20 protein-coding genes are annotated in these 24,213 nt (G+C 58.9%); 11 read left to right on the top strand and 9 right to left on the bottom strand.

The genetic code is table 11. The features are described 5' to 3' along the window. Positions 1-8: 8 nt before the first annotated feature. Positions 9-1,346, top strand: a complete 1,338-nt coding sequence (gene guaD, locus LKR43_RS08280; RefSeq protein ID WP_227683622.1) for a guanine deaminase — start codon at positions 9-11, stop codon at positions 1,344-1,346. On the opposite strand, the gene alc is transcribed toward guaD, so the two are convergent. Then, positions 1,343-2,383 (bottom strand): allantoicase, encoded by a 1,041-nt coding sequence (gene alc / locus LKR43_RS08275; protein WP_227683566.1) that lies wholly within the window; start codon positions 2,381-2,383, stop codon positions 1,343-1,345. The genes guaD and alc overlap by 4 nt on opposite strands. A 50-nt stretch (positions 2,384-2,433) precedes the next feature. Further along, entirely contained in the window at positions 2,434-3,384 is a 951-nt protein-coding gene (puuE, locus tag LKR43_RS08270) for an allantoinase PuuE (protein ID WP_227683565.1), read from the bottom strand. A gap of 98 nt (positions 3,385-3,482) precedes the next feature. On the opposite strand from puuE, the gene uraH reads away from it, so the two are divergent. From uraH to LKR43_RS08255, 3 genes are all read left to right on the top strand, one after another. Next, on the top strand, positions 3,483-3,836 hold the full coding sequence (gene uraH, locus LKR43_RS08265) for a hydroxyisourate hydrolase (RefSeq protein WP_227683564.1): 354 nt from the start codon (positions 3,483-3,485) through the stop codon (positions 3,834-3,836). Positions 3,837-3,851: 15 nt separating this feature from the next. Continuing rightward, complete coding sequence (locus tag LKR43_RS08260; RefSeq protein ID WP_255676000.1) at positions 3,852-5,057, top strand: urate hydroxylase PuuD; 1,206 nt, start codon at positions 3,852-3,854, stop codon at positions 5,055-5,057. A 68-nt stretch (positions 5,058-5,125) separates the two neighbouring features. Then, the gene (locus tag LKR43_RS08255) at positions 5,126-5,449 is read left to right on the top strand and encodes a 4a-hydroxytetrahydrobiopterin dehydratase (protein ID WP_227683620.1); all 324 of its coding nucleotides are present in this window, start codon (positions 5,126-5,128) and stop codon (positions 5,447-5,449) included. Here LKR43_RS08255 and LKR43_RS08250 read toward each other — a convergent pair. After that, positions 5,430-6,371 (bottom strand): AEC family transporter, encoded by a 942-nt coding sequence (locus LKR43_RS08250; protein ID WP_227683563.1) that lies wholly within the window; start codon positions 6,369-6,371, stop codon positions 5,430-5,432. The genes LKR43_RS08255 and LKR43_RS08250 overlap by 20 nt on opposite strands. A 132-nt stretch (positions 6,372-6,503) precedes the next feature. On the opposite strand from LKR43_RS08250, the gene LKR43_RS08245 reads away from it, so the two are divergent. After that, positions 6,504-8,006, top strand: coding sequence for an AMP nucleosidase (locus LKR43_RS08245; protein ID WP_227683562.1), 1,503 nt, complete (start codon positions 6,504-6,506; stop codon positions 8,004-8,006). A gap of 48 nt (positions 8,007-8,054) precedes the next feature. Continuing rightward, positions 8,055-8,552 carry a nucleoside 2-deoxyribosyltransferase gene (locus tag LKR43_RS08240; RefSeq protein ID WP_227683619.1) on the top strand — a complete coding sequence of 166 codons (498 nt, stop codon included), beginning with the start codon at positions 8,055-8,057 and terminating at the stop codon, positions 8,550-8,552. Positions 8,553-9,357: 805 nt separating this feature from the next. Here LKR43_RS08240 and LKR43_RS08235 read toward each other — a convergent pair. The 4 genes from LKR43_RS08235 to LKR43_RS08220 form a co-directional block, all read right to left on the bottom strand. Further along, positions 9,358-10,389, bottom strand: coding sequence for a DctP family TRAP transporter solute-binding subunit (locus tag LKR43_RS08235; RefSeq protein ID WP_227683561.1), 1,032 nt, complete (start codon positions 10,387-10,389; stop codon positions 9,358-9,360). 69 nt (positions 10,390-10,458) lie between these two features. Then, entirely contained in the window at positions 10,459-11,757 is a 1,299-nt protein-coding gene (locus tag LKR43_RS08230; protein ID WP_227683560.1) for a TRAP transporter large permease, read from the bottom strand. Next, positions 11,754-12,281 (bottom strand): TRAP transporter small permease, encoded by a 528-nt coding sequence (locus LKR43_RS08225; RefSeq protein ID WP_227683559.1) that lies wholly within the window; start codon positions 12,279-12,281, stop codon positions 11,754-11,756. The genes LKR43_RS08230 and LKR43_RS08225 overlap by 4 nt, the downstream gene beginning before the upstream one ends. A 101-nt stretch (positions 12,282-12,382) precedes the next feature. Beyond that, positions 12,383-12,892, bottom strand: a complete 510-nt coding sequence (locus LKR43_RS08220; protein ID WP_227683558.1) for an SET domain-containing protein — start codon at positions 12,890-12,892, stop codon at positions 12,383-12,385. A 120-nt stretch (positions 12,893-13,012) separates the two neighbouring features. Between LKR43_RS08220 and ilvB the strand changes: the two genes are divergently transcribed. Further along, entirely contained in the window at positions 13,013-14,713 is a 1,701-nt protein-coding gene (ilvB, locus tag LKR43_RS08215) for a biosynthetic-type acetolactate synthase large subunit (protein WP_227683618.1), read from the top strand. A gap of 36 nt (positions 14,714-14,749) precedes the next feature. On the opposite strand, the gene mdeB is transcribed toward ilvB, so the two are convergent. Beyond that, entirely contained in the window at positions 14,750-17,404 is a 2,655-nt protein-coding gene (gene mdeB / locus LKR43_RS08210) for an alpha-ketoglutarate dehydrogenase (protein ID WP_227683557.1), read from the bottom strand. A 218-nt stretch (positions 17,405-17,622) separates the two neighbouring features. Here mdeB and LKR43_RS08205 point away from each other — a divergent pair, with 218 nt between their 5' ends. From LKR43_RS08205 to LKR43_RS08190, 4 genes are all read left to right on the top strand, one after another. Beyond that, a complete protein-coding gene (locus LKR43_RS08205) occupies positions 17,623-18,087 on the top strand; it encodes an Lrp/AsnC family transcriptional regulator (protein ID WP_227683617.1) in 465 nt (154 codons plus the stop codon). Between the two features lie 136 nt (positions 18,088-18,223). Beyond that, entirely contained in the window at positions 18,224-19,195 is a 972-nt protein-coding gene (locus tag LKR43_RS08200) for a TRAP transporter substrate-binding protein (protein ID WP_227683556.1), read from the top strand. A gap of 193 nt (positions 19,196-19,388) precedes the next feature. Further along, complete coding sequence (locus LKR43_RS08195) at positions 19,389-19,883, top strand: TRAP transporter small permease (protein ID WP_227683555.1); 495 nt, start codon at positions 19,389-19,391, stop codon at positions 19,881-19,883. Between the two features lie 54 nt (positions 19,884-19,937). Continuing rightward, on the top strand, positions 19,938-21,212 hold the full coding sequence (locus LKR43_RS08190) for a TRAP transporter large permease (protein WP_227683554.1): 1,275 nt from the start codon (positions 19,938-19,940) through the stop codon (positions 21,210-21,212). A gap of 275 nt (positions 21,213-21,487) precedes the next feature. Here the strand turns inward: LKR43_RS08190 and LKR43_RS08185 are convergent, their stop codons facing one another. Continuing rightward, positions 21,488-24,175: a DNA topoisomerase III gene (locus LKR43_RS08185; RefSeq protein ID WP_227683553.1), complete on the bottom strand. Its 2,688-nt coding sequence runs from the start codon at positions 24,173-24,175 to the stop codon at positions 21,488-21,490. Positions 24,176-24,213 lie beyond the last annotated feature (38 nt).

Here is a 24,213-nt window from a genome sequence, read left to right as displayed (position 1 = left end):
ACTCCTTGATGCAGCCTGCCGGCGGGGCAGCCCAGCCCGATGGAACAATCGCATATCGCGCGCAAATTTTGTATTTCACGGCATCGCCCGAACAGGTGCCGGATGAAGACGCCACGGTATACCTGTCTGACGGGCTGTTGATTGTCCAGGACGGTCATGTGCTGCAGGCCGGTGATTATCAGGCGCTTGCGGCCAGCCTGCCTGTCGGTACGCCCGTCATGGACTGGCGCGGCAAGCTGATCATGCCGGGCTTCATCGATACACACCTGCACTATCCGCAAACCGACATCATTGCCTCGCCTGCCGAAGGCCTGTTGCCATGGCTGGAAACCTATACCTTTCCCGAAGAAAGGCGGTTCCACGATGCCGCGCATGCAGCCGGGACTGCCCGCTTTTTTCTGGATGAGCTGTTGCGTTGCGGCACCACAACCGCACTGGTGTATTGCACTGTGCACCCGGAATCAACGCAGGCTTTCTTCGAAGAGAGCCACGCCCGTCAGCTGCGCATGGTGGCGGGCAAGGTGATGATGGACAGGAACTGTCCGGACTACTTGCAGGACACGGCCGAGTCGGGGGGGCGCGACAGCGAGGCGCTGATCGGCCGCTGGCACGGCAAAGGCCGCCAGCTGTATGCCTTGACGCCACGGTTTGCGCCCACCTCGTCGCCGGAGCAACTGGCCTTGTGTGGTGAGCTGGCGCAGCAATACCCCGATGTATTCATACAAAGCCATGTGGCCGAGAACACCCGTGAACTGGAATGGGTCAGGGAACTGTTTCCGGGGCGGCGCAGTTATCTGGATGTTTACGATCACTTTGGCCTGTTGCGCCCACGTGCGGTGTACGGCCACTGCATTTGGTTTGATGAAACCGACAGGCGCCGCATGGCTGAAACGCAAACGCTGGCTGCGCATTGCCCGACATCCAATCTGTTCCTTGGCAGCGGCCTGTTCGACTTCGCCGCTACCCAAGCCTGCGGAGTGCCGGTTGCCCTGGGCACCGATGTAGGCGGAGGCACTTCGTTTTCCATGCTGCAGACCATGGCGGCAGCGCATAATGTGGCCCGCATGACGGGTCATCATCTGAGTGCGCACAGGCTGTTTTATCTGGCTACTGAGGGTGCCGCGCGAGGCCTGGATCTGGGCGGGCGCATCGGTACGCTGGCGGCGGGCGCCGAAGCCGACTTCGTTGTGCTGGATCCGCAGGCTACGCCCTTGCTGGCACGCCGCACGGCGCGGGCCGAGTCGCTGGAAGAACTGCTGTTTGCACTGATCGTGCTGGGCGATGACCGGGCCGTGGCGGCCACCTATTCGGCCGGCCGCCTGGTGCACGAACGGCAGAAATCCTAAGACGCCAGTCGCCCCCACAAGCGCACGCGACTGATACCACCGTCGGGGAACATATTGACACGCACATGGGTCACAGGGCCGATTTGCGCGATGGTGCTGCCTTCAAAAAAATGCTGCCTGTCGGCCTCCATTTTTTGTTCGCCCAGCAATTCGGGCCAGAACATGGCCTGGGTGATCAGTGACTCATCGGTGGAATTGGCCATGCATGCCGCCTGTATCGAGACACGGTCGGGGTAGTTGCCCTTGAAGTGGGCGGTGTCTACTTCAATCTTTTCAATGTGGGCGGCATGCCCCAGTTCCATGATGCACCAATCGTAGCCGGGCTCGCGCCGGCGTCGGGTTTCCCAGCCATCGCCCATGTTCACGCCGCGCCCTGGCATGATCACGCGAAATGGTGTGCCATAGTGCGCGTTGTTGCAGGCGACGATGCGCCCGCCAAGATGCAGCGCCGATACTTCGTGCAAGGCCTGGGCGTCTTGTTGATTCCAGTCGCAGGCGGGCTGACCATAGACCCGAAAGCGTGCCACGCCGCCATCCGGATAGATGTGCAGCCGCAGGTGCGTCCAGACACCGGGATCATTGATTTCAACGAAGTGATGGGCATTGCCCGACAGCGAGTGTGCCGGCACCAGTTCCGTCCAGACGGTGTCGCTGTCGGGATCGCCCTGGACACGGCAGGCCTGCACAGATGCGGCGGGTGGAAAGTTGCCGGTGAAATGGCTGGTATCGATATCCACGCCTTTGATTGTTCCGGGTATGCCCAGGCGCACGACCGCGGTGTCGTGGCCTCCGTTGCGGCGCCGGCGGGTTTCCCATCCATCCATCCACTTGCCGTGATCGTCGAACTTGCCCACGACGAATACGGGTTCTGCGGACAGCAGCATGCGCTGGGCCTGGGCAAAGAACTCGTCGGTACAGTCAAGCACCGTGGCGCCAAAGTCGGCAGAAGCAAGGTTCACGTAACGCGTGGCATAAGCCGGCAGTTCAACCGGGGTAGCGTTGATGGTGGTGCCGACAGGAAGATCGGGTGCAGCCATGGCGGGAGACTCCTGAGATATGAGGGATGTTGGCGAAAAGGTGTGAGTGATTAATCGGACAGATGCCCCGGGCGGGTTTCCTGCCAGGGGTGGCGGTTCGCCCAGTGCCGGGCGATGGCTGCACGTGTTGGTATCCAGACGCGATCATGCTGCTGGATATAGTCCAGGAAGCGTTGCAGTGCCGCAAACCGGCCGGGACGCCCCACCAGCCGGCAATGCAGGCCGACTGACATCATTTTGGGGCTCTGTTCGCCTTCGGCATACAGGACATCAAAGGCATCTTTCAGATAGCTGAAGAATTGCTCTCCGCTGTTGAAACCCTGGGGGCTGGCAAAGCGCATGTCGTTGGTGTCCAGCGTATAGGGCACGATCAGCTGTTGCCGTACCGTGCCATCGGCCATGTCGACGGGCATCCAGAAAGGCAGGTCGTCGCCGTAGTAATCGGCATCGTACAGAAAGCCGCCCGCTTCCATGAGCAGGCGCCGGGTGTTCGGACTGTCGCGGCCGGTGTACCAGCCGTCGGGGTGTCGTCCGGTCAGTTCAGACACCACAGCAATGCAACGCTGCATGTGTTCGCGTTCTATGCTTTCAGGCACAGACTGATAATGTATCCAGCGATAGCCGTGGCAGGCGATTTCGTGTCCAAGTTCGATGAAAGCCTGCGCAGCCTCGGGATTGCGTTCCAGGGCCATGCCCACGGCGAATATGGTGAGGGGCAACCGGCGCTTCTCGAACTCGCGCAACAAACGCCATACGCCTGCCCGTGAGCCATACTCGTAAATGGATTCCATGGACAGATGGCGTTCGGGGTAGGCCGCTGCGCCTATGATCTCGGACAGAAACTGTTCTGAACCTGCATCGCCGTGGAGCACGCAGTTTTCACCGCCTTCTTCGTAATTCAGCACGAATTGCACGGCGATGCGCGCCTGGCCCGGCCAGTCGGCATGAGGCGGATTGCGACCGTATCCGATGAGGTCTCGCGGATAGTTTGTAGGCGCCATGGAAACTCCGAAATCAGCAATGATTGTGTTTCAATAACAGAAAAGATCAGCCATAAGTATGGTATGAATAAACAGAAGCAACAAGCGGAGAGACAACAATGGGGAAGCTTTCGACTCATGTGCTGAACACCATGCAGGGTGTTCCGGCGCATGGCGTGCAAATAGCGTTGTATCGCATCAATGATGAAGGCCGGCGTCTGTTGCGCCAGACGCTCACCAATCACGACGGACGTTGCGACGAGCCTTTGCTGCAAGGCCCTGAACTGCAACAAGGTATCTACGAACTGGTCTTTAACGCCGGCGACTATTTTTCCGCCATTGGCGTGCAGCTTGCCGAGCCACGTTTTGTCGATCAGGTTGTGTTGCGTTTCGGAATCGCCAACCCCGACGAAAATTATCATGTCCCGCTGCTGGTCACCCCCTGGGCATGGTCAACCTATCGCGGCAGCTAGCAGGGTACCGAACTCATGATATCTACCTACATCCTGGATGCTGGCAATCTGTTGTTGCGCTGGCTGCACGTCATTGCGGCCATCGCCTGGATAGGTGAGTCGATTTACTTTGTCATGCTCGACAACAGCCTGCGGGCGCCGCGCGGCCAGCACGCCAGACAGCTGGGTGTGCACGGCGAAATGTGGGCCGTGCATGGTGGCGGTTTCTACCATAACCAGAAATACCTCACTAATCCGGCCGAGCTGCCCGATGACCTGCACTGGTCGTTCTGGAAGGCCTACACCACCTGGCTATCTGGCTTTGCGCTGTTTGCGGTCATGTATTTGTATCGGCCCGAGTTTTACCTGGTCAATCCGGGCTCTTCATGGGCATGGGCGGCGTCGCTGACGGGCATGCAGGCCAATGTGCTGGCAGTGGCCTTCCTGGTGCTGGGTTACATCGTGTACTCGCAACTGTGTCGCCGCATCAGTCCGACCATGCAGCGTGACGGACTGCTCAGCGTGGCTGTGGGCGTCATGATGGTTGTGGTGGCCTACCTGAGCGTACACATCTTTCCCGGACGCGCGGCTTTCCTGATCACCGGCGCACTCATGGCCACGTGCATGTCAGCCAATGTGTTTTTCTGGATTATTCCAGGCCAGCGCCGCATGGTGGCCGCCCTGAAGGCCGGACAGAAGCCCGATCCGCTTGATGGCATGCGCGGCAAACAGCGTTCGGTGCACAACACATACTTCACCCTGCCGGTTGTGTTGCTGATGCTCAGCAACCACTATTCCTTCATATACACAGGCCCGTGGGCATGGATCATCATGTGCCTGTTTATTTTTGCAGGCGCCTTGATACGGCAATACTTTGTACTGCGGCACATGGGCAGGAACAGGCCGGTTTATCCGCTCGTCGGCGTGATCCTGCTGGTGCTGGCACTCTGGCTGGCGGCGCCTGCATCACCGCCAGCGCAGGCATCGGCGCAGGGCAACGACATTGCACGTGTGCAGTCCATCATGACGGCCCGTTGTGTGCAGTGCCATTCGGCTGCGCCCACCTATGAAGGTTTTACGGCACCGCCGGCCGGCATGGTATTTGATACGCAGGCGCAAACCGTGTTGCATGCGACCCAGATCAAGCAGGTGGTGGCCAGCTCCTACATGCCGCTGGGCAATCTTACGAAAATGACTGAAGAAGAGCGTGCTGCGATTGCGGCCTGGACGGGCCGGCCGTAACCAGATCTGGTTACGGCCGGCAGTCTGTCATATTCCAGCCAGATGCTGCCGTTATCATGCAGGAATTCATGCCTGTGGCAACGCTACGCTCAAAGGAGTTCATCATGAAGCATCAGCTGAAACTGATCGGTGCGCCTTCCGCCTTGTTACTGCTTGAGGGTTGGTCATCGATCGAAGGACGTGACGCCATACACAAGACCTTTGTGTTCAAGAACTTCAATGAAGCTTTCGGTTTCATGACGCGTGTGGCCATGCAGGCCGAAAAGCTTGATCACCATCCCGAATGGAGCAATGTCTATAACCGGGTAAGCGTGACCTTGACCACGCATGATGCCAAGGGTGTCACAGAGCGCGACGTAGCCTTGGCTTTATTCATGGACCAGCTGGCGTAAGCCACGAAACCAGCAGCGAAACCGTTACCAAAGAAAGCACCGTAGACAGCAAAATGGCACGCGATGCGACGGCGGGCTCGCGCTGATACAGCGTGGCAAGCATGAACGGCCCCGTTCCCACAGGCAATGCCGCCAGCAGCACCGCCACTTGTGCCCATAACGGTGGCATGTCAAAGATCCAGTACACCAGAATCGCAGCTATCAGAGGGTGCAGGATCAGTTTGAGTGCGACGATGCGCCAGACCGTTTTGTGGTGGGTGGTGGGCTTGCTTTGGGCCAGGAACAAACCTATGGTGACCAGCGCACAGGGGCTTGCAGCGGCGCCCAGCAAGGTGGTGAACTGCTGAATTGCATAAGGCAGCGGCCATTGCATGGCTGCGACAAACAAACCCAGCGTGGGTGCCAGCACCAGTGGATTCAACAGCAGGGCACGACCCACCTTGCGAGCAGTGCGCCAGACGCCAGGCGTGGCTTGCAGATCGATTTCTATGAGTACGATCGAGAAGCCGAACAGGCCGCAGGCTGTGAGCAGCGTGGCAATAATGACTGGCGGAAGCCCCGCATCGCCAAAAAGCATCAGGCACAGAGGTATGCCCATGAAGCCCGCATTGCCATACGATGCGGCCAGGCCTTCAAGGCTGGCATCTGCCAGTCGTCCGCGGCGCTTGCGGTCCATGGCATAAGACACACCAAACACCACGGCAATCGACAACACCGTTGCTGCAATGTAGCCAGGCTGGTTGATTTCTTCCCAGGTGATCAGCGCCATGGACTGGAACAGCAGGGCCGGCAGGGCCATGTAGACGACGAATTTGTTCAGACTTTCGACGGCACTGACGCCCAGCACGCGCGAACGGGCGCATAAAAAGCCGATCAGAATGAGCGCGAACAGCGGAAAGACGGCGTTGACGATAACACTCAAGATGTGTCCTGGAGTAACAAGGAGGGGACGCGCCTATTAGAACAAATATTCGGCCCAGGCGGGTATGGATGCGCGAAGCTGCATATCATGTCATAGTGGTTTTATATATTGTCATTTTTTTTGGTAGCAACCATGCTTGATTCATCAGACTCGATGGCATCCCCGCGTTTGCCCCCGCTCATCCCTTTCACCGCGTTCACCGATGCCAGGGCGGCAGTAGAGCGCCTGGTCGAGATCTACGCCAGAAATACGGCTTTCATCCGTGATGGGTTTTCGGAATATGCGCAGGGCAAGGTCCCCCAGGGCCAGCGTACACGTGCCTACTATCCGGCGGTCCGGATCAAGGTCAGTACCTTCCAGGAGGTCGACACCCGCCTGTCATACGGCCATGTCGTCGAGCCCGGTACTTACATGACCACGATCACCCAGCCGGCCCTGTATTTTGATTATCTGCTTGAACAGATAGGTCTGTTGATCAAGCATCATGATGTGCCGGTCGAGATAGGCGAATCCAACATGCCCATCCCGCTGCACTTTTCTTTTGCCGACGGTCAGTACGTGGAAAGCGTGTATTCCGATAACCTGCTGGGCGGGTCTTTGCGTGACCACTTCGACGTACCCGAGCTTGCCGTCACCGACGATGCCATTGTGAACGGCACATGGCGCGGCCGGCACGGAGAGCCACTGCCACTGGCACCTTTCACGGCACCCAGGGTAGATTATTCCCTGCACCGCCTGCAACACTACACCGCTACCGCACCCGAGCATTTCCAGAATTTCGTGCTCTTCACCAACTATCAGTTCTATGTTGATGAGTTCTGCCAGTGGGCCAAGGAAACCCTGGCGCAGGGTGAAGGCGGGTACACAGCCTTGGTCGAACCGGGAAATATCATCACTCCCGCCGGCACCGATGCGCAGCGCCAGGGTGCCCCCCTGATGAGGGCACCCCAGATGCCTTCGTATCATCTGGTGCGCGAGAATCACACGGGTATCACCCTGATCAATATCGGCGTAGGGCCTTCCAATGCCAAGACCATTACCGATCACGTGGCCGTCTTGCGTCCCTCGGCATGGCTGATGCTGGGCCACTGCGCGGGCCTGCGCACGACACAGCGTCTGGGTGATTATGTGCTGGCCCACGGTTATGTCCGTCAGGATCACGTTCTGGATGATGACCTGCCCACCTGGGTGCCCGTGCCGCCATTGGCCGAGATACAGGTCGCGCTTGAGCAAGCGGTTGCGGATGTGTCGGGACTGTCCGGATGGGAACTGAAGAAAATCATGCGCACTGGCACCGTCGCCTCCATCGACAACCGGAACTGGGAGCTGCGCGAGCACGACGAGCCGGTGCAACGTCTGTCTCAATCACGAGCCATTGCGCTGGATATGGAATCGGCCACCATAGCGGCCAACGGATTCCGCTTCCGGGTGCCTTATGGCACTTTGCTGTGCGTGTCCGACAAGCCCTTGCATGGCGAGTTGAAGTTGCCCGGCATGGCCAGCGACTTTTATCGCAAGCAGGTCGGACAGCATCTGCACATAGGTATACAGGCACTCGAATTGCTGCGTGATATGCCCAGAGAAAGGCTGCACTCACGCAAGCTGCGCAGCTTTATCGAGACGGCATTCAAGTAGCCTGTGCTGCTGTCCGCATTTTTATGCGGCGATTGATCCGGAGGAATGATGAAATCGATTTATCTGGCCGGTTTTGATGTATTCCGGCCCGACGCCCGGCAATGGGGCGAAACCTTGAAGGATTTGTGCAGCAAGTATGGTTTCAGGGGGCTGTATCCGCTGGATAACCAGGCCCCCAGAAACCTGAGCGGCCCCGAACTGGCGCTATGGATATACAGGGCCAATATCGATCTGATTCAGCAGGCCGATATGGTGGCGGCCAATGTGAACGCGTTCCGTGGCCACGAGCCCGATTCCGGGACGGCGTTTGAAATTGGCTATGCGGCGGCTCTGGACAAACCGGTGTGGGTGTACACCGACGATGCGCGCCCGCTGATCAAACAAGTACCCGCCATCCGTGCGCCCGGGTCTTCCGTTTATACCGACACGCTGGGTTACACCGTTGAGGATTTCGGGCTTAACCTGAACCTGATGATTGCCTGCAGCGCGCAGGTGGTGATCGGGTCTGTGGAGGATTGCCTCGACGAGATGGCGGAGCATGCCTGATTGCTGAGGCCTGTTTGATGGCGCGGCGTATTCCGTGTGTCGGGTAGCCGGTTTTTATCACGCTGCATTGGGTTGCTAATGCGGCCTGCCGGATACTTGCGAGGCGCTCGTGCTCCCGTGCCTCGGTCCTGCTGCGCAGGACTTCCTGCGTCTGACCAGTCTGCCGGGGCGGGCGCAGAACTCGCGCCATCGGGCCGGTGGCCCGAAAGCCGGCGCTCAAACAGCTGCGCCCTTGCATCCCCGTCAGACCGCCCAGCCGCAGCGAGGCCCGAAGTCGCCCGCACACCCCGCAAGCACCCGGCAGGCCTCATAAGAACTCAATGAGGGACAGCGTGAAATGAAAGGATTGACGTCCTTCCATCTGTCTCTGTACAGGTCTGTCTGGTTTACAGGGGTGGAGGGCGATTTTCGGATGCGCCGGGTTTGTGCCGCGGCCAGGGAGGCAAAGCCGCGGCTGTGTGAGTGCGCGTTTTCGGGCCACTGGCCCGAGCGCACGAGTTCCGCGGCTGCCCTGGCTGCGGCGCAAACCCGGGGAGTTCTGGCCATGGGCCAGAACCGCATTCGTCCAACCCGGAACCCCTGTAAACCAGACAGGCCGTGTATAAAGACAAGGACGTCCAACCTTTGGGAGCAAGGCGGTGTATAGCCGCAAGAACGTCAGACCTTGATGAACTGGGCCCATCAAGACAAGCAGGTCCAAACCTTCTGAAGCAAGGCGTAAAAAAGGAACGGCGCACCGTTCCTTAAAAAACATCGCATTGAAAGGCAAAGGCAGCCAGGGCGAACCCCGGCCGTACTCCAACCTTTACTTCTTGCGCGCAGCAATGTCCTTCTGGGCCTGATCAACCAGATCAGCACCGATGGTCTTCTTCCACTTTTCAAACACAGGCTTGGTCACCTCGACAAACGCATCATGCTGTTCCTGTGTCAGGCTCGTGACCGTTACGCCATGGCCCTCGATCTCTTTCAGCAAAGAAGAATCCTCGGGCGTTACACCCTTGCGTGCAATCACAATTTCTTGCTTGCCGGCCTCAATGGCCGCTTCACGCACAATCTTGCGGTCTTCTTCCGTCCAGGACTCCCACACCTGCTTGTTCACCACAAACACCAGAGGATCCGCAACATAATTCCACAGCGTCAGATACTTTTGCGCAACATCGTACAGCTTGGCACCGGCATAGATGGACAGCGGGTTTTCCTGACCGTCGACGGCGCCGGTAGCCAGCGCGGGCTGCGCATCAGCCCAGCTCATTTGCGTAGGATTCGCACCCAGGGCCGTGAACGTGTCAATATAAAGCGGTGAACCCACAACGCGCAGCTTCATGCCCTTCAAATCTTCGGGCGACTTGATCTCTTGCTTGGAGTTGCTGAGCTGGCGATAGCCATTCTCGCCCCAGGCCAGCGGCACCACGCCGGCCTTCTCGATGTGCTTGAACAACTGCTTGCCCACTTCGCCGTGTATCAATGCATCAATGGCTGCATAGTCGGGCATCAGGAAGGGCAGCGAGAACAGGTTCAACTGTTTGACCTGCGGTGACCAGTTGATGGTCGAGCCTATGGCCATGTCGATCACACCCTGACGAATGGCGGTGAACTCGCGCGTCTGGTCACCCTGTACCAGCGAAACGCCCGGATAGAGCTTGATATTGATGCGCCCGTCGGTGCGTTCCTTGACAAGGTTGGCCCAGATCTCGGCGCCTTGACCCCATGGGAAGGCGGATCCGACCACGATGGACATCTTGTATTCGGATTTATAGTCGGCTGCGTATGCGGTCGATGTGACCGACAGGGCCGCTACTGCGCACGTAATGGCGCCAAGCAGTGAACGAATTTTCATATTGTCTCCTAGGGTGTGGCAATGCACGTAAAGGCCGGCGACTTCATGTCGCAGGCGAATAAAAGAAAGTTAGAAACCAAGATATCGGGGCAACCATAAGGCCAGCTCCGGGAACATGATGACCAGCACCAAAACCAGGAACATGGACATCAGCAACCAGAGCACCCACTGCACAGTGCTTTCCATGGGTACTTTGGCAATGCGGCAGGACACCATCAGGTTAACGGCCAGCGGCGGCGTAAATTGCCCCACGGCGACCATCAGGGTCAGAAGCACGCCAAACCAGACGGCGTCCCACTGGTAGGCCGCCACAATGGGCATGAGCAGAGGCACGAAAATCAGGAAGATGGATATGCCGTCCAGGAACATGCCCAGCACGACCAGCAACAGGATAAGCAGGGCCATGACGCCATATTCACCCAGTCCGGAATGCACGATGGCCTGGGTGATGGGATCGATAACGCTAAGTGTGGACAAGGCCCAGGCGAAGATGCCGGCCAGTGTGACTACCAGCATAATGACGGAGGACAGCTCGGCCGCTTCGCGCAGAATAACGAATAGATCGCGTATTTTAATGGTGCGATGAACGCACATACCAACAAAAAGCCCGTAAAAGACGGCAACGACGGCGGCTTCGGTAGGGGTGAAGTAGCCCATGCGCATGCCGCCCAGGATGATGACTGGCGCAATCAGGCCCCACGCCGCTTCGATCAGGCTGGACCAGAATGGAGGACGCGGCAAGCTGCTTTCGAGGCTGCCCATTTTATGGCGCCGTGACAGCCATACGGCAGGTATGATCAGGGCGATACCCACCATAATGCCCGGGATCATGCCGGCGGCAAACAGGGCCGGCACCGATGCCTGTGGCACCAGAATGGAGTAAACGATGAAGGCAATGGAAGGCGGAATCAGGATGTCGGTTGACGCGCCCGCCGCCACAATACTGGCGGAAAATGGCTTGGGATAGCCTGCACGGGTCATGGCACCCATCATGACGGCGCCAACGGCGGCGGCGCATGCCGGTCCTGAGCCGGAGATGCCGCCCAGGAACATGGCCACCGAAATCGCCACCAACGGCAGCATGCCGGGACCGCGCCCGACAATGGCAATGGCAAAGTTGACCAGGCGGCTGGCTACGCCGGAACGGTCAAAAATAGACCCTACCAGCACAAACATGGGAATGGCCAGCAAGGGATACTTGGCCAGGCCGGCATAAAAGCTTTGTGGCACGGCAAGCAGGCCAAACCATTGCGTCTCGAGATTGGACATGACAATGGACAGCGTACCGGCAATGCCCAACGCCACGCCCACCGGCATGCCGATGACCATGAGCACGGCAAAAACGATAAACAGGGTGGTGACGATCATGCCGGTGCTCGCAGCAGGCGGCGCAGTATGCCGGCGACGCGCAGGGTGATGACAAACGACAGCACGGGCATCCAGATGGAATACCACCAGGTTGGCACGCCTATGGCCGGAGAAGTGTCGCCCCAGGTGTATTCGTCAAGCGCCATGCGTGCCGACAATATGGTCAGCAACACGAAAAAGGCCAGGACCAGTGAATAGCTGACCAGGGCCAGCTTGCGGCGGCGTGCCGGCGAGCCGCCGTCGGCAAACAGCTCTATGCGTATGTGCTGATTGCGCACAAAGGCTGTTGAGCCCGCTGTCATGGTCAGTACGATCAGCAGGAAGATCGAGATTTCTTCTGTCCAGGCAAAGGACTGATCGGTCATGTAGCGGACCACCACATTGGTGAACGTGATGAGTGCCAGCGCTGCCATGATGAGTACCGAGATCCAGTCTTCGATCTTGAGCGGGACCTTGACGGGAGGGTCAGTGACCTCTGGGATGGGCTCAACGGGTTCTTCGTGGGACTGGCTTGAAGCAGACATAATCGAAACAGATAGCATTTGTTTTTTGTAATAGCAGACATGCTACCTTGCCCGGGCGATTTTGATAGTCCGGGGTTTCCCGTGCTCGGGTCAGGATGTGGTCACTTTGACGGCTTGCCTGTTTTTTTCGTTTTCGGACCCGATTTCTTCTCGGGCAGTGCAAGCATGGTGCCCCGGCAGGAAACCGCGCCGCACAGGCATTGGTACTGGCTGCGCAGCTTTTTGGTGATGCGCCCGTCAAGGATCAGTCCGTAGTCGTAGAAAAGCTCGGTGCCGGCCGGTATGTCTTGCAGCGCAACCACATACACCTTCTTGCCGCTGGCATTTTCCTGTGTTTCGCAGTTCGGTTCGCAGGAGTGATTGATCCAGCGTGCATCGTTGCCGCGCTGGCCGCCATCAATGATCTTGCCGCTGCTGAGCGAGAAAAAGAAGGTATGGAATGGATCGTCGGGATTGACCGGATGCATGTCATCGGCCTGTTCGGGCGTGATGCGCTTGCCGCGATACTCAAAGATTTGCGTGCCCGCCGGGATGTCACGTGCGGCATAGACCCCGTTACCGTGCAAGGTGGATTTTTGGACGATATGCCAGGGATCGGAAGGTTCAGTCATGGGGGTCGGATTGCGCCAAATGAAAAAGGTAATAAACTTCAGTGATCGATATCTTATGCAATAAAGCGTGATCCTGTGAATACTACTACTGAAACCGTCACCCGCAATGGCGCCCAGGCCATGCTGGAAACTCTGATTGCCTGCGGGGTTGATACGGTTTTCGGCTATCCGGGCGGCGCGGTGCTGCCCTTGTACGACGCCCTTTATTCCGAGCCGCGCATACGACACGTACTGGTCCGGCACGAGCAAGGAGCCATGCACGCAGCAGAAGGCTATGCGCGCTCGACCGGCAAGCCAGGCGTCGTCATCGTTACTTCAGGTCCAGGCATGGCCAATACCACGTCGGGTCTGCTGGATGCCATGTGCGATTCGATACCGGTGCTGTGTATCAGCGGCCAGGTTGCAACCGGCGCCATAGGCACTGATGCCTTCCAGGAGTGTGATGCCATCGGCATTTCGCGGCCCGTCACCAAATGGAATGCACAGATCCGGCGCACAGAAGATGTGCCCGGCATGGCAGCCAAGGCTTATCAGCTGACGACCTCCGGGCGGCCGGGTCCGGTGCTGCTCGATTTCCCCAAAGACATGCAGATAGGCCTGGTGCCCGAACAGGCCAGTGCCCCCGAGCCTCTGGAGCAGGTGGCCATAGAAACCAGCAGCCCACTTGCGGAAGCGGCCGTCAAGCGGGCGGCTGCGCTGATCGCCAACGCGAAGCGCCCGGTTTTCTATGGCGGGGGCGGGCTGATCAACTCGGGTATCGATGCCTGTCACGCCTTCACCACGCTGGTACAGGATATGGGCGCGCCCTGCACCCTGACCCTGATGGGGCTGGGCGCCTTCCCGGCCGACGATGAATTGTTCCTTGGCATGCTCGGCATGCATGGCACCCTGGAAGCCAACCTGGCCATGCATCATGCCGACCTCATCATCTGCGTGGGCGCGCGTTTCGACGACCGCATTACCGGACGCCTGTCGGACTTCTGCCCCCACGCCAGCAAGATCCACCTTGATATTGACCCGGCGTCGATCAACAAGGTCGTGCGTGCCGATGTGGCCATGGTGGGTGACTGCTACCCGTTGCTGCGCGCCCTGCGCAAGGAATTGGCGCAGCTCAGCCTTCCGGCAGGTCGCCTTGATCCGTGGTGGCAGCGCATCGGCGTCTGGCGCGCCCAGGATTGCCTGAAAGTTACGCCTTCCACACAGCATATTCTTCCGCAGCACTTGATGCAGCGCCTTGATCACGTGCTGACCGGTACCGACGCGGTTATTGCAACCGATGTAGGCCAGCATCAGATGTGGGCCGCTCAATATATCAAGTTCAATCGCCCAAACCGCTGGCTGACATCAGGCGGCGCGGGCACCATGGGCTACGGGCTGCCCGCGGCCATAGGCGCGCAGATCGCCCATCCGGACAAGCCTGTGGTCTGCGTGAGCGGCGACGCTTCGATCCTGATGAACATCCAGGAACTGGCCAGCGCCACCCAGCATCAGACACCCGTCAAGGTCGTGTTGTGCAACAACGGCCACATGGGTATGGTGCGCCAGTGGCAGGAGCTCATACATGACGGGCGCTACAGCCATAGCTATAACGCTTCCTTGCCCGATTTTGTTGCGCTGGCCAAAGCCTTCGGCTGGGGCGCAGCCCGGGTTGAAGATCCGGCTGATCTGGATGCGGCCCTCGCGGAATGCCTGGCCTACGACGGGCCTTACTTCCTGGATGTCGTGGTACTGGCCCAGGAAAACTGCTTCCCCATGATGCCGGCAGGCTATGGCCATCAGCAGGTCATGCTCTCGGAAGATACCTGGTACGTCGAAGAGTAACCCCGCCAACGACACGCCCGCTTGCGAGCGTGTCGTTCAGGCCAGGCCCAGTCCTGCCTTTGCCGCGCGGGCGATGGCCTGGGCATCCACCTGGAAATAGCGTCGCAGTTCACTGCGGGTATCGCTGCGTCCAAAGCCGTCGGTGCCCAGGGTGATGTAGCGTCGCCCTGATGGCAGACAGGCACGTATGGACTCGGGTACCTGTCGCACGTAGTCGCTGGCGGCCACAATGGGGCCTTCGCTATTGGCCAGCCGGCGGGCGATGAAGCTGCCTTCTGCGGCCTGGGGATTGGCCAGGTCAGCGTCAATAATGCCTTGTCCTTCGCGGGCAATTTCACTCCAGCTGGTAACGCTGTACACGTCGGTGGCTATGCCTTCTGCGGCCAGCTGCTCAGCTGCCCGTATGGCTTCGGTCAGGATGGCGCCCGAACCCAGCAAGGTGGCGCGGCGGCCTTGCGCAGCCAGATCCCCCTGTGCGGCGTAGTGGGCACAATGCCAGGCGCCGCGCACGATGTCGTCATGCTTGTCAGCGGGCACGTCGGGCTGAGCGTAGTTCTCGTTCATGGTGGTGATGTAATAGAACACGTCGCGCTGCTGCTCAAGCATCTCACGCATGCCGTAATCAACAATCACGGCCAGCTCGCCGGCGAATGCAGGGTCATAAGACTTGCAGTTGGGAATGGCCGCGGCCATCAGGTGGCTGCTGCCGTCCTGGTGCTGCAGGCCTTCTCCGGCCAGCGTGGTGCGCCCCGAGGTGGCGCCAATCAGGAAGCCGCGAGGGCGCTGATCGGCGGCCGCCCAGATCAGGTCACCGACGCGCTGAAAGCCGAACATGGAGTAGTAGATATAGAAGGGCAACATGGCCAGCCCATGCACGCTGTAGCTGGTGGCGGCCGCGGTCCAGCTTGATATCGCTGCGGCTTCGCTGATGCCTTCTTCCAGAATTTGTCCGTTGGTGGCCTCGTGGTAGCTCAGCAACGAGCCTATGTCTTCGGGCTCGTAGCGCTGACCGACGCTGGAATAAATGCCCACCTGTTTGAACAGATTGGCCATGCCGAAGGTGCGGGCCTCGTCGGCCACGATGGGTACCAGTCTGGCACCCAGCTCGTTGTCCTTGAGCAGGCTGCCCAGCATACGCACGAACGCCATGGTGGTCGACATTTCCCGGTTGTTGCCCTGCAGGGCAAACTGGGCGTAATCGGGCAGTGGCGGTACGGCCACGACATCTGCCTGAACCTGCCGTGCCGGCAGGTACCCGCCCAGGGCTTGCCGTTTGCCATGCAGGTACTGCATCTCGGGACTGTCTGCGGCCGGCTTGTAGAAGTCGAGCTTGCGTGCCTGCTCGTCGGATAATGGCAGCCGGAAGCGGTCGCGGAAGGCCAGCAGGTCGGTGTCTTCGAACTTCTTGTGCGAATGGGTGGTCATGCGGCCCTGGCCGGCCGCGCCCATGCCATAGCCCTTCTTGGTATGCGCCAGAATCACAGTGGGCTGGCCACGGTGGCTGGCTGCGGCGGCGTAGGCCGCGTGTATTTTCACCAGGTCGTGCCCACCGCGCTTCAGGGCGTCTATCTGTTCATCGCTCATGCCTTGTGCCAGGCGCTTCAGCTCGATGTTCTGGTTAAAGAAATGCTCGCGGTTGTAGCGGCCATCCTTGGCCGCGAAGGTCTGCATTTGCCCGTCTACGGTATTCGACAAGGCGCGTATCAGTGCGCCCTGCGTGTCGCGGGCGAACAGACCGTCCCAGTCACTGCCCCACAGCAGCTTGATCACATTCCAGCCTGCGCCCAGGAAATGGCGCTCCAGCTCGTCGATGATGCGCGAGTTGCCGCGCACGGGGCCGTCGAGCCGCTGCAGATTGCAGTTAACCACCCATACCAGATTGTCCAGCCCCTCCCGGGAGGCGAGCGTCAGTGCGCTCATGGATTCGGGTTCGTCCATTTCGCCATCACCGAATATGCCCCAGACCTTGCGACCATCGCAGTCCAGCAGATTGCGATGGGTCAGGTAGCGCATGAAGCGGGCCTGATAGATGGAGCTGATGGGCCCTATGCCCATGGAACCGGTGGGGAACTGCCAGAAGTCCGGCATCAGATAGGGATGGGGGTAGCTGGATAGTCCGCGTGCACTGTTGCGCGGCCCGCGCAGTTCCTGACGGTAGTGTTCCAGATCGTCTTGTTGCAGCCGCCCTTCCAGGTAGGCGCGGGCATATACGCCCGGTGCGCTGTGGGGCTGAAAAAAGACCAGGTCGCCGCCATGGGGTTTGGTGTCGTTATTGCGTGCGTGGAAGAAGTGATTGAACCCGACCTCGAACAGATCGGCGGCACTGGCATAGCTGGCTATGTGTCCGCCCAGCTCGCCGTATGCGCCATTGGCACGTACCACCATGGCCAGGGCATTCCAGCGCATGATCGCGCCCAGCCGTGTTTCCAGATCCAGGTCACCGGGGAAGTCGGGCTGTGCGACAGCGGGGATGGTGTTTACGTAAGGTGTGCCGGCAGGGGGCATGCACGAGACCTGCAGGCCGGTCGCCATGCGCAGCAGCTCCTGCAGCATGAAACTGCCGCGCACCGGACCCTGAGCGTCGACTAGGGCCTGAAACGATTCTCGCCATTCCAGGGTCTCCTGAGGGTCGGTATCTCCGTGGTGATCAGCTGGAGGCAGCAAGTGATGCAGGGGCAATGGTGAGTTCATGTCAGGGCGGCTCGGGCAATAGTGAATACGGTGGTGACGATGTTGTCATTGTGCGTCATAAATTCGGGCATTTGGCGCTAAAAATATATGGATGAGAGCTATTGTTAAGCATAAAATGCTGAAAAAATATACTTTTATAAAATTTTGTTTTTACGTTTCGGTGCCACGAACAGGCTTTGCCCGTCGTCACCAGGCTGGAGGAACTTATGAAACAGGGCATGGCGCTGGATGCGACGGATCTGCGCATTCTTGACGAGCTGCAGTGTGACGGTAGCCTGAGCAATGTCGAACTGGCGCGGCGCGTGCATCTGTCGCCATCGCCCTGTCTGCTGCGGGTCAAGGCCTTGCAGGCCGCGGGCGTTATCACACGCTACGTGGCGCTGGCCGACGCGGCTACGCTGGGGCTGGATCTGAATGTGTTCATTTCCATCAGCCTGAAGTCGCAGGCAAAAGAGGCTCTGGCCAATTTCGAGCACAGCATTGCCGAGCATCCCGAGGTCATGGAGTGCTATCTGATGACGGGCGATTCCGATTATCTGATTCGTGTCGCCCTGCCCAATATCGCCGCCCTGGAACGTTTCATACTCGAGCAGCTCACGCCCATACCGGGTATCGAGAAAATACGCTCCAGCTTTGCCCTGAAACAGGTGTCTTATAAAACGGCACTGCCGTTGCCTGAGTAAAAATATATGGGCCGGCAAGAGGCAGGCACGCCACGGGAAACACTATGGATCAAAGAAAACCCCAATACCCCTGCGGCCCTGTTTTAAGGTACAACCCTCAAGTTGCTACACAATGATCTTATAGGTTGGGGAAATAATGCGTACTACCTGGTTTTCTAAAGTTTTGCTGGCCGCTTCTGTGGCCGGCTTGTTTGCTGTTGCACCCGCTTCGGCTGCTACCAACCTGAAGATGGCCTACGCGCTGTCGACAAGCTCGCACTATGGTGCCGGCGCCGATGCCTTTGCCAAGGCCGTCGAAGGCGATAACTTCACCATTGAACAATTCCCCAACAGCGCTCTGGGCGGTGAACGCGAGGTTATCGAAGGCCTGCAGCTGGGTACCATCGACCTGGCCATCGTTTCTACCGGCGCCACGCTGAATTTTGTGCCGCAAACCGGCGTATTCGATATCCCCTTCCTGTTCCGCGATCTGGCGCATGCACGTAAAGTGCTCGACGGCGATATCGGCCAGAAGATGCTGGCCGAGTTCCCCAAGCGTGGCATTGTTGCCCTGGCCTGGGGTGAACAAGGCTTCCGTCATCTCACCAACAACGTGCGCCCGGTCAGCACCCCCGAAGATGCCAAGGGTCTGAAGGTCCGTACTACTGAAAACCCAATCCACATTGCCGCTTTCCGTGAAATCGGCATTCTGGCCACCCCCATGGCATGGCCTGAAGTGGCTACCGCCTTGCAGCAAGGCACCATCGACGGCCAGGAAAACCCCTTGTCCGTGATCGTGTCGGCCAAACTGCCCCAGCTGCAAAAATATTTGTCGCTGACGGCCCACGTATATGGCCCCGCATTGGTGCTTATGTCGCCCAGTGCTTACAACGGCCTGTCTGATGCCGACAAGGAAAAATTCAAGAAGGCCGGCCACGATGCCGCTATGGCCATGCGCAAGTACGTAGACGAAATCGAAACCAGCGGCATTGAATCCGTCAAGAAAGATGGCATGCAGGTCAACACCGTTGATCACGCTGCTTTCGTGAAGGCAGTGCAGCCCGTCTATCCGCAGTATTACAAACAGTTCGGCAAGGAATTGGTTGAGTCCATCCAGAACACAAAATAAGTCTTGGAGCAGTAATATCAGCGCTTTGCTTGCTCTGATCTGATCAAGGACCAGGCAGCTGATGCAAAACCAGGGCTGGTCTCGGGGTTCTGTTTGATGTGTATTTTGAACAGAATGCCATAGGCCGGCCCTTGGCGTTCCCTGGGCATATTCCATTTTCAGGCATTGGGCTCTACGCATACAGGACCCCTCAGTGACAGTTTTACGCTTTCTGGACCGCTCCCTGTTCAAGGGTGTCTCGGTTATCACGCAGTTATTGATACTCTCCGCCGTGGCTGCCGGCTTCTACCAGGTCATTGCCCGCTTCGTCCTTGAGTCGCCCGCCGACTGGAGCGAAGCCTGGACGCGTGCCTCGCTGATCTGGACGGTCATGCTGGGCGTTGCGCTGGCGTTCAGGCAAGGCGCCATGCTATGCGTGGAAATGCTGCACAACTTGCTGGGGCCGCGCAACAAGCGCTGGCTCGAGCATGTGATCTTGCTCATTTGCGTGTCCTTCCTGGGCTTCCTGGCCTGGGTGGGCGGGATGATGACCTGGCGAGTGCGCTTTCAGACCATGCCCAGCCTCGAGTTCTCGATTTCGTGGGTGTATATCTCCATACCGATAGGCATGACGCTGGCCATCGTGGCGGTCGTGGCTCACTGGGCCGAAGGGCCGCGCAAGGTGGTGGTCGATGACACAGTCATTTGATGCGCGATCCCATGCCGGACACGCTGTTCATACCAAACAAAACCAGGTGAAACCATGTCGCAGTTGATGGTTGTTTCAATGTTGCTGTTTTTTGTGCTGTCGGTGCCAGTGGCGGTTGCCATCGGCCTGGCCAGCATGCTGGGAGTGGCCTACGAAGGCATGACCTGGCTGGTGATCGCACAACAACTTTATGCGGCGCTTGACAAGTATCCGCTGGTGGCCGTGCCCTTCTTCATCCTGGCCGGCAATCTGATGGAGGCCGGCGGCATATCCGAGCGCATGGTCGATTTCGCCAAAAGCGTTGTCGGCGGCATGCAGGGCGGGCTGGCATGCAGCTGCGTACTGACCTGCATGATATTCGCAGCGGTGGCCGGCTCGAGCGTGGCAACGACCTTTGCCGTGGGGGCGATCCTTATTCCCGCCATGGTCAAGCATGGCTACCCCAAGCCGTTTGCGGCTTCGCTGCAGGCCTCTGCGGCCGAGCTCGGCGTGATCATTCCGCCGTCCATTCCCATGATCCTGTTTGCGGTTTCAACCGACACGTCGGTTGGTGAGCTGTTTATTGCAGGGATAGGCCCGGGCATTCTGATCGCCGGCGCCATGATGATTTACGTATGGGTATATGCCCGCCGACACGGCTATGGCAAGCAGGATGGCGCCGATCGTCTGCCGCTCTGGCCCGCCTTCAAGCGCGCCTGGCTGGCGTTGCTGATGCCCGCGATTATTCTGGGCGGGATTTATGGCGGTGTCTTCACGCCCACCGAGGCGTCGGCCGTTGCCGTGGTGTATGCGCTGGTGGTCGGTATTTTCGTCTATCGTCGCCTTACGTTCGCCAATTTGTCGAAAACCTTGCATAGATCGGTAGTGTCCACCGCCGTGATCATGTTCATTATCGCCAATGCCGGGGTCTTCGGGTTCTTGCTGAATCGCGCCGGTATTCCCGCTGCGCTGGGCGAATGGCTGGGTGCCCTGTTCAGCGACAAGTACACCTTCCTGATGGGGGTCAATCTTGCGTTGTTCTTCATCGGCATGTTCATCGAGACGTCGGCCTCCATCGTGGTGCTGGCCCCCTTGCTGTTGCCGGTTGCCATGCATTTTGGCGTGGATCCCGCCCACTTTGGCGTGATCATGGTGGTCAACCTGGCGCTGGGCATGGTGACGCCGCCTTTCGGTGTGAATCTGTTTGCCGCATGCGCGGTGGCGAATCTGCCTATCGAGCGGTTGGCGCGCTCTTTGCTGCCGTTTGTGGCGGTGGTGGTGGCGTGCCTGCTGGTGATTACTTACGTGCCTGAGGTGTCGCTGTTCTTCAAGGAACTGGCGTACGGGTAAGGGCTGCCGGGCCGGTTAGCGGTTTCTTGCGAGCTATTAGCTTCAATTTGTACCGTTTACTGGTTTCTTGCTTGGTGTGAGTGTCTGCGCCGGACTGTGCTCCGATCGCCGCCCCCTGCCGCGGCTTGCTCAAACGACGCCCAGCCCGGCGCAGACACCCACACCACACCAATGAAATACCAGGGGTAAACGGTACTTTTTGTGAGGTAGCGGCCTTTCGGATATTCGGCTTTCTTTAGAACCCGAAAACCCGGCCAAACCCCGCACCCTTAGCTTTAAAACGGCGGGGCATCATCCCCACTGTCAGTCACCGGCGCTGCTGCAACTGCCTTCTTCACGGCGGCTTTTTTAGCAGCCGTCTTTTTGGCAGCTGCCTTCTTCGCCGGCGCCTTGGTTGCTGCAGTCTTTGTTGCGCCCTTTTTAGCCGCAACCTTCTTGGCTGCCGTCTTCCCTGCAGCCTTCGTAGCGGTCTTCGTAGCCTTCTTCGCTACAGACTTCGCCCCCGCCTTGGCCGGACGCGCCTCGAACTCAAAGCCTATCTTGCCATTCTCCTGCTTAACCAAATAAGCCTTGAACTTCCGGTTCGTGCGGCTGGAAACAAAACCATCCAGCAAATCCGTCTTGCCTTCCGACAACAGCTTGCTGACCTGCTCAGCAGAAATCTCCTGCTGCAAAATCATCTTGCCCGTTTTGAAATCGCAAGTCTTTTCCGGCCCCACAGACTTCTCGCAGACATAATTCATGCCATGCTCATAGACCTTGTGCTGACATTTCGGACAAGTTCCGACTGGCGTGTGGCCCGAGAAATCCACCGGCTCGGTGTCCTCGTCGTCCTTCTGGCCGAAATCGAACTCCAGCTTGTATTCGTCGGTAATGCGCAGCAACGCGGCAAACGGACGCCCCATCTTGCTGATGAAACCCGGCAAGGGGCCCAGCTGGCGCTGGCTCAGCAACTCTTCGACTTCGGCAATCTCGAAAGTACGGCCGCCCGGATGCTTGCCTATGGAAAAATCGCAACTGGTGCAGGCATAGCGACGGTAGTTCTCTTTGACCACGCTGCCGCATTTGGGGCAGGGAGTGGCCAGCGTCGCGTAATCGCCCGGCACTGTGTCGCGTTCATATTCTTTCGCGCGCTTGACGATGATCTGGGTCATTTGAGCTATTTCGCGCATGAAGGCGTCACGGTCCAGCTCGCGCTGTTCGATCTGCTTCAGGCGATGCTCCCACTCACCCGTCAGTTCAGGTGATGTCAGCTCATTAACGCCCAGACCTGCCAGCAGCGTCATCAGCTGCCTGGCTTTTGCGCTGGGTATCAGGTCGCGGCCCTCGCGGCGCAGATAGCCTTCGTTGAGCAGTCCTTCAATAATCGCCGCCCGTGTGGCTGGCGTGCCCAGACCGCGCTCAGACATGGCTTCGCGCAGTGCCTCATCGTCCACCAGCTTGCCTGCGCCTTCCATGGCCGAAAGCAACGTCGCTTCCGTGAAGTGTGCCGGGGGCTTGGTGGCCAGGCCTTTTGCTTCGATCTCGTCGGTCTTGACGGTCTCGCCTTCTGAAACCGCAATCAGGGTAGTGTCGTCGCCTTGTGCCTCGCGGCCATAGATGGCCAGCCAGCCCGGATTGACCAGGACCTTGCCTTCCGTCTTGAAGTGGTGGCCGGATACTTCGGTGATGCGTGTGGTAACCCGAAACTCTGCGGCCGGGAAAAATACTGCCAGGAAGCGCTTGGCGATCAGGTCGTATATCTTGCCTTCGGCCTCGCTCAGTTCACGCGGAATCTGCAGGGTGGGAATGATGGCAAAGTGATCCGATACCTTCTTGTCGTCGAAGATGCGTCGGTTGGGCTTGACCCATTTCTGTTTGCAGACGGTTTCTGCAAACGGGCGCAGCCCGGCTGCAGCGGCCGAGCCGCCCTCGGACAGGGCTTCCATGGTTTGCTGGACCGTGCCCAGGTAGTCCTGGGGCAGGTAGCGTGAATCGGTACGCGGATAGGTCAGCGCCTTGTGTCGCTCGTACAGCGTCTGGGCCAGTGCCAGAGTGGTCTTGGCTGAAAAGCCGAAGCGTGAGTTGGCCTCGCGCTGCAGCGAGGTCAGGTCAAACAGGGCGGGCGACATCTGGGTGGAAGGCTTGGATTCTTCTGTAACCTTGCCAGGCTGCCCGCGGCATGCCATTACGATGGTCTGCGCGGCGGTACTGGACCAGAGACGGGAATCACGCTGTTCGGGGTCGCGTTCATCCTTGATGAATTTGGGATCGAACCACCGGCCGGTATAGAAACCGGCGGCGGCGACGAATGTCGCATGCACTTCCCAGTAATCGCGGGATACAAATTTACGTATGCGTTCTTCGCGTTCATTGACGATGGCCAGCGTCGGGGTCTGGACGCGTCCGACGGGAGTCTTGAAGAAGCCGCCGTCCTTGCTGTTGAAGGCTGTCATGGCGCGCGTTCCATTGATGCCCACCAGCCAGTCGGCTTCCGCCCGCGAGCGTGCCGCGGCCTCCAGGGGCTTCATGGTTTCGTCATCGCGCAGATTGTCGAAAGCCTCGCGGATGGCCGCTTGCGTCATGGACCGCAGCCACAGGCGCTGAACGGGTTTCTTGACGCCTGAATATTGCATGATGTACCGGAAGATAAGCTCACCCTCGCGGCCCGCGTCGCAGGCGTTGATGACGGCGCCAACGTCTTTGCGCTTGAGTAGCTTGACCAGCAGCTTGAGCCGCTCGGACGAACGCTTGTCGGTTGGGCCCAATTCGAACTGGGGAGGGATCACCGGAAGGTGGGTAAAGCTCCATTTGCCGCGCACGGGATCGTTGGGCGCAACCAGGCTGAGCAGATGGCCGACGCTGGACGCCAGCACATATTGCTCGCTTTCAAAATAATCGCCTTCCCGGGTGAAGCCTCCGAGGGCGCGGGAAATATCCAGGGCGACCGAGGGTTTCTCGGCAATAATGAGCGTTTTAGTCATGTGTTTCCAGTAACTGCATTTCAGCAGCAATAGCGCGG

Origin of the sequence: Pusillimonas sp. MFBS29, from assembly GCF_020687695.1 — a bacterium.
Lineage (GTDB): Bacteria > Pseudomonadota > Gammaproteobacteria > Burkholderiales > Burkholderiaceae_B > Pusillimonas_C.
Note: the sequence above shows the minus strand (reverse complement) of the source record. Positions and strands in the feature narration are given on the sequence as shown.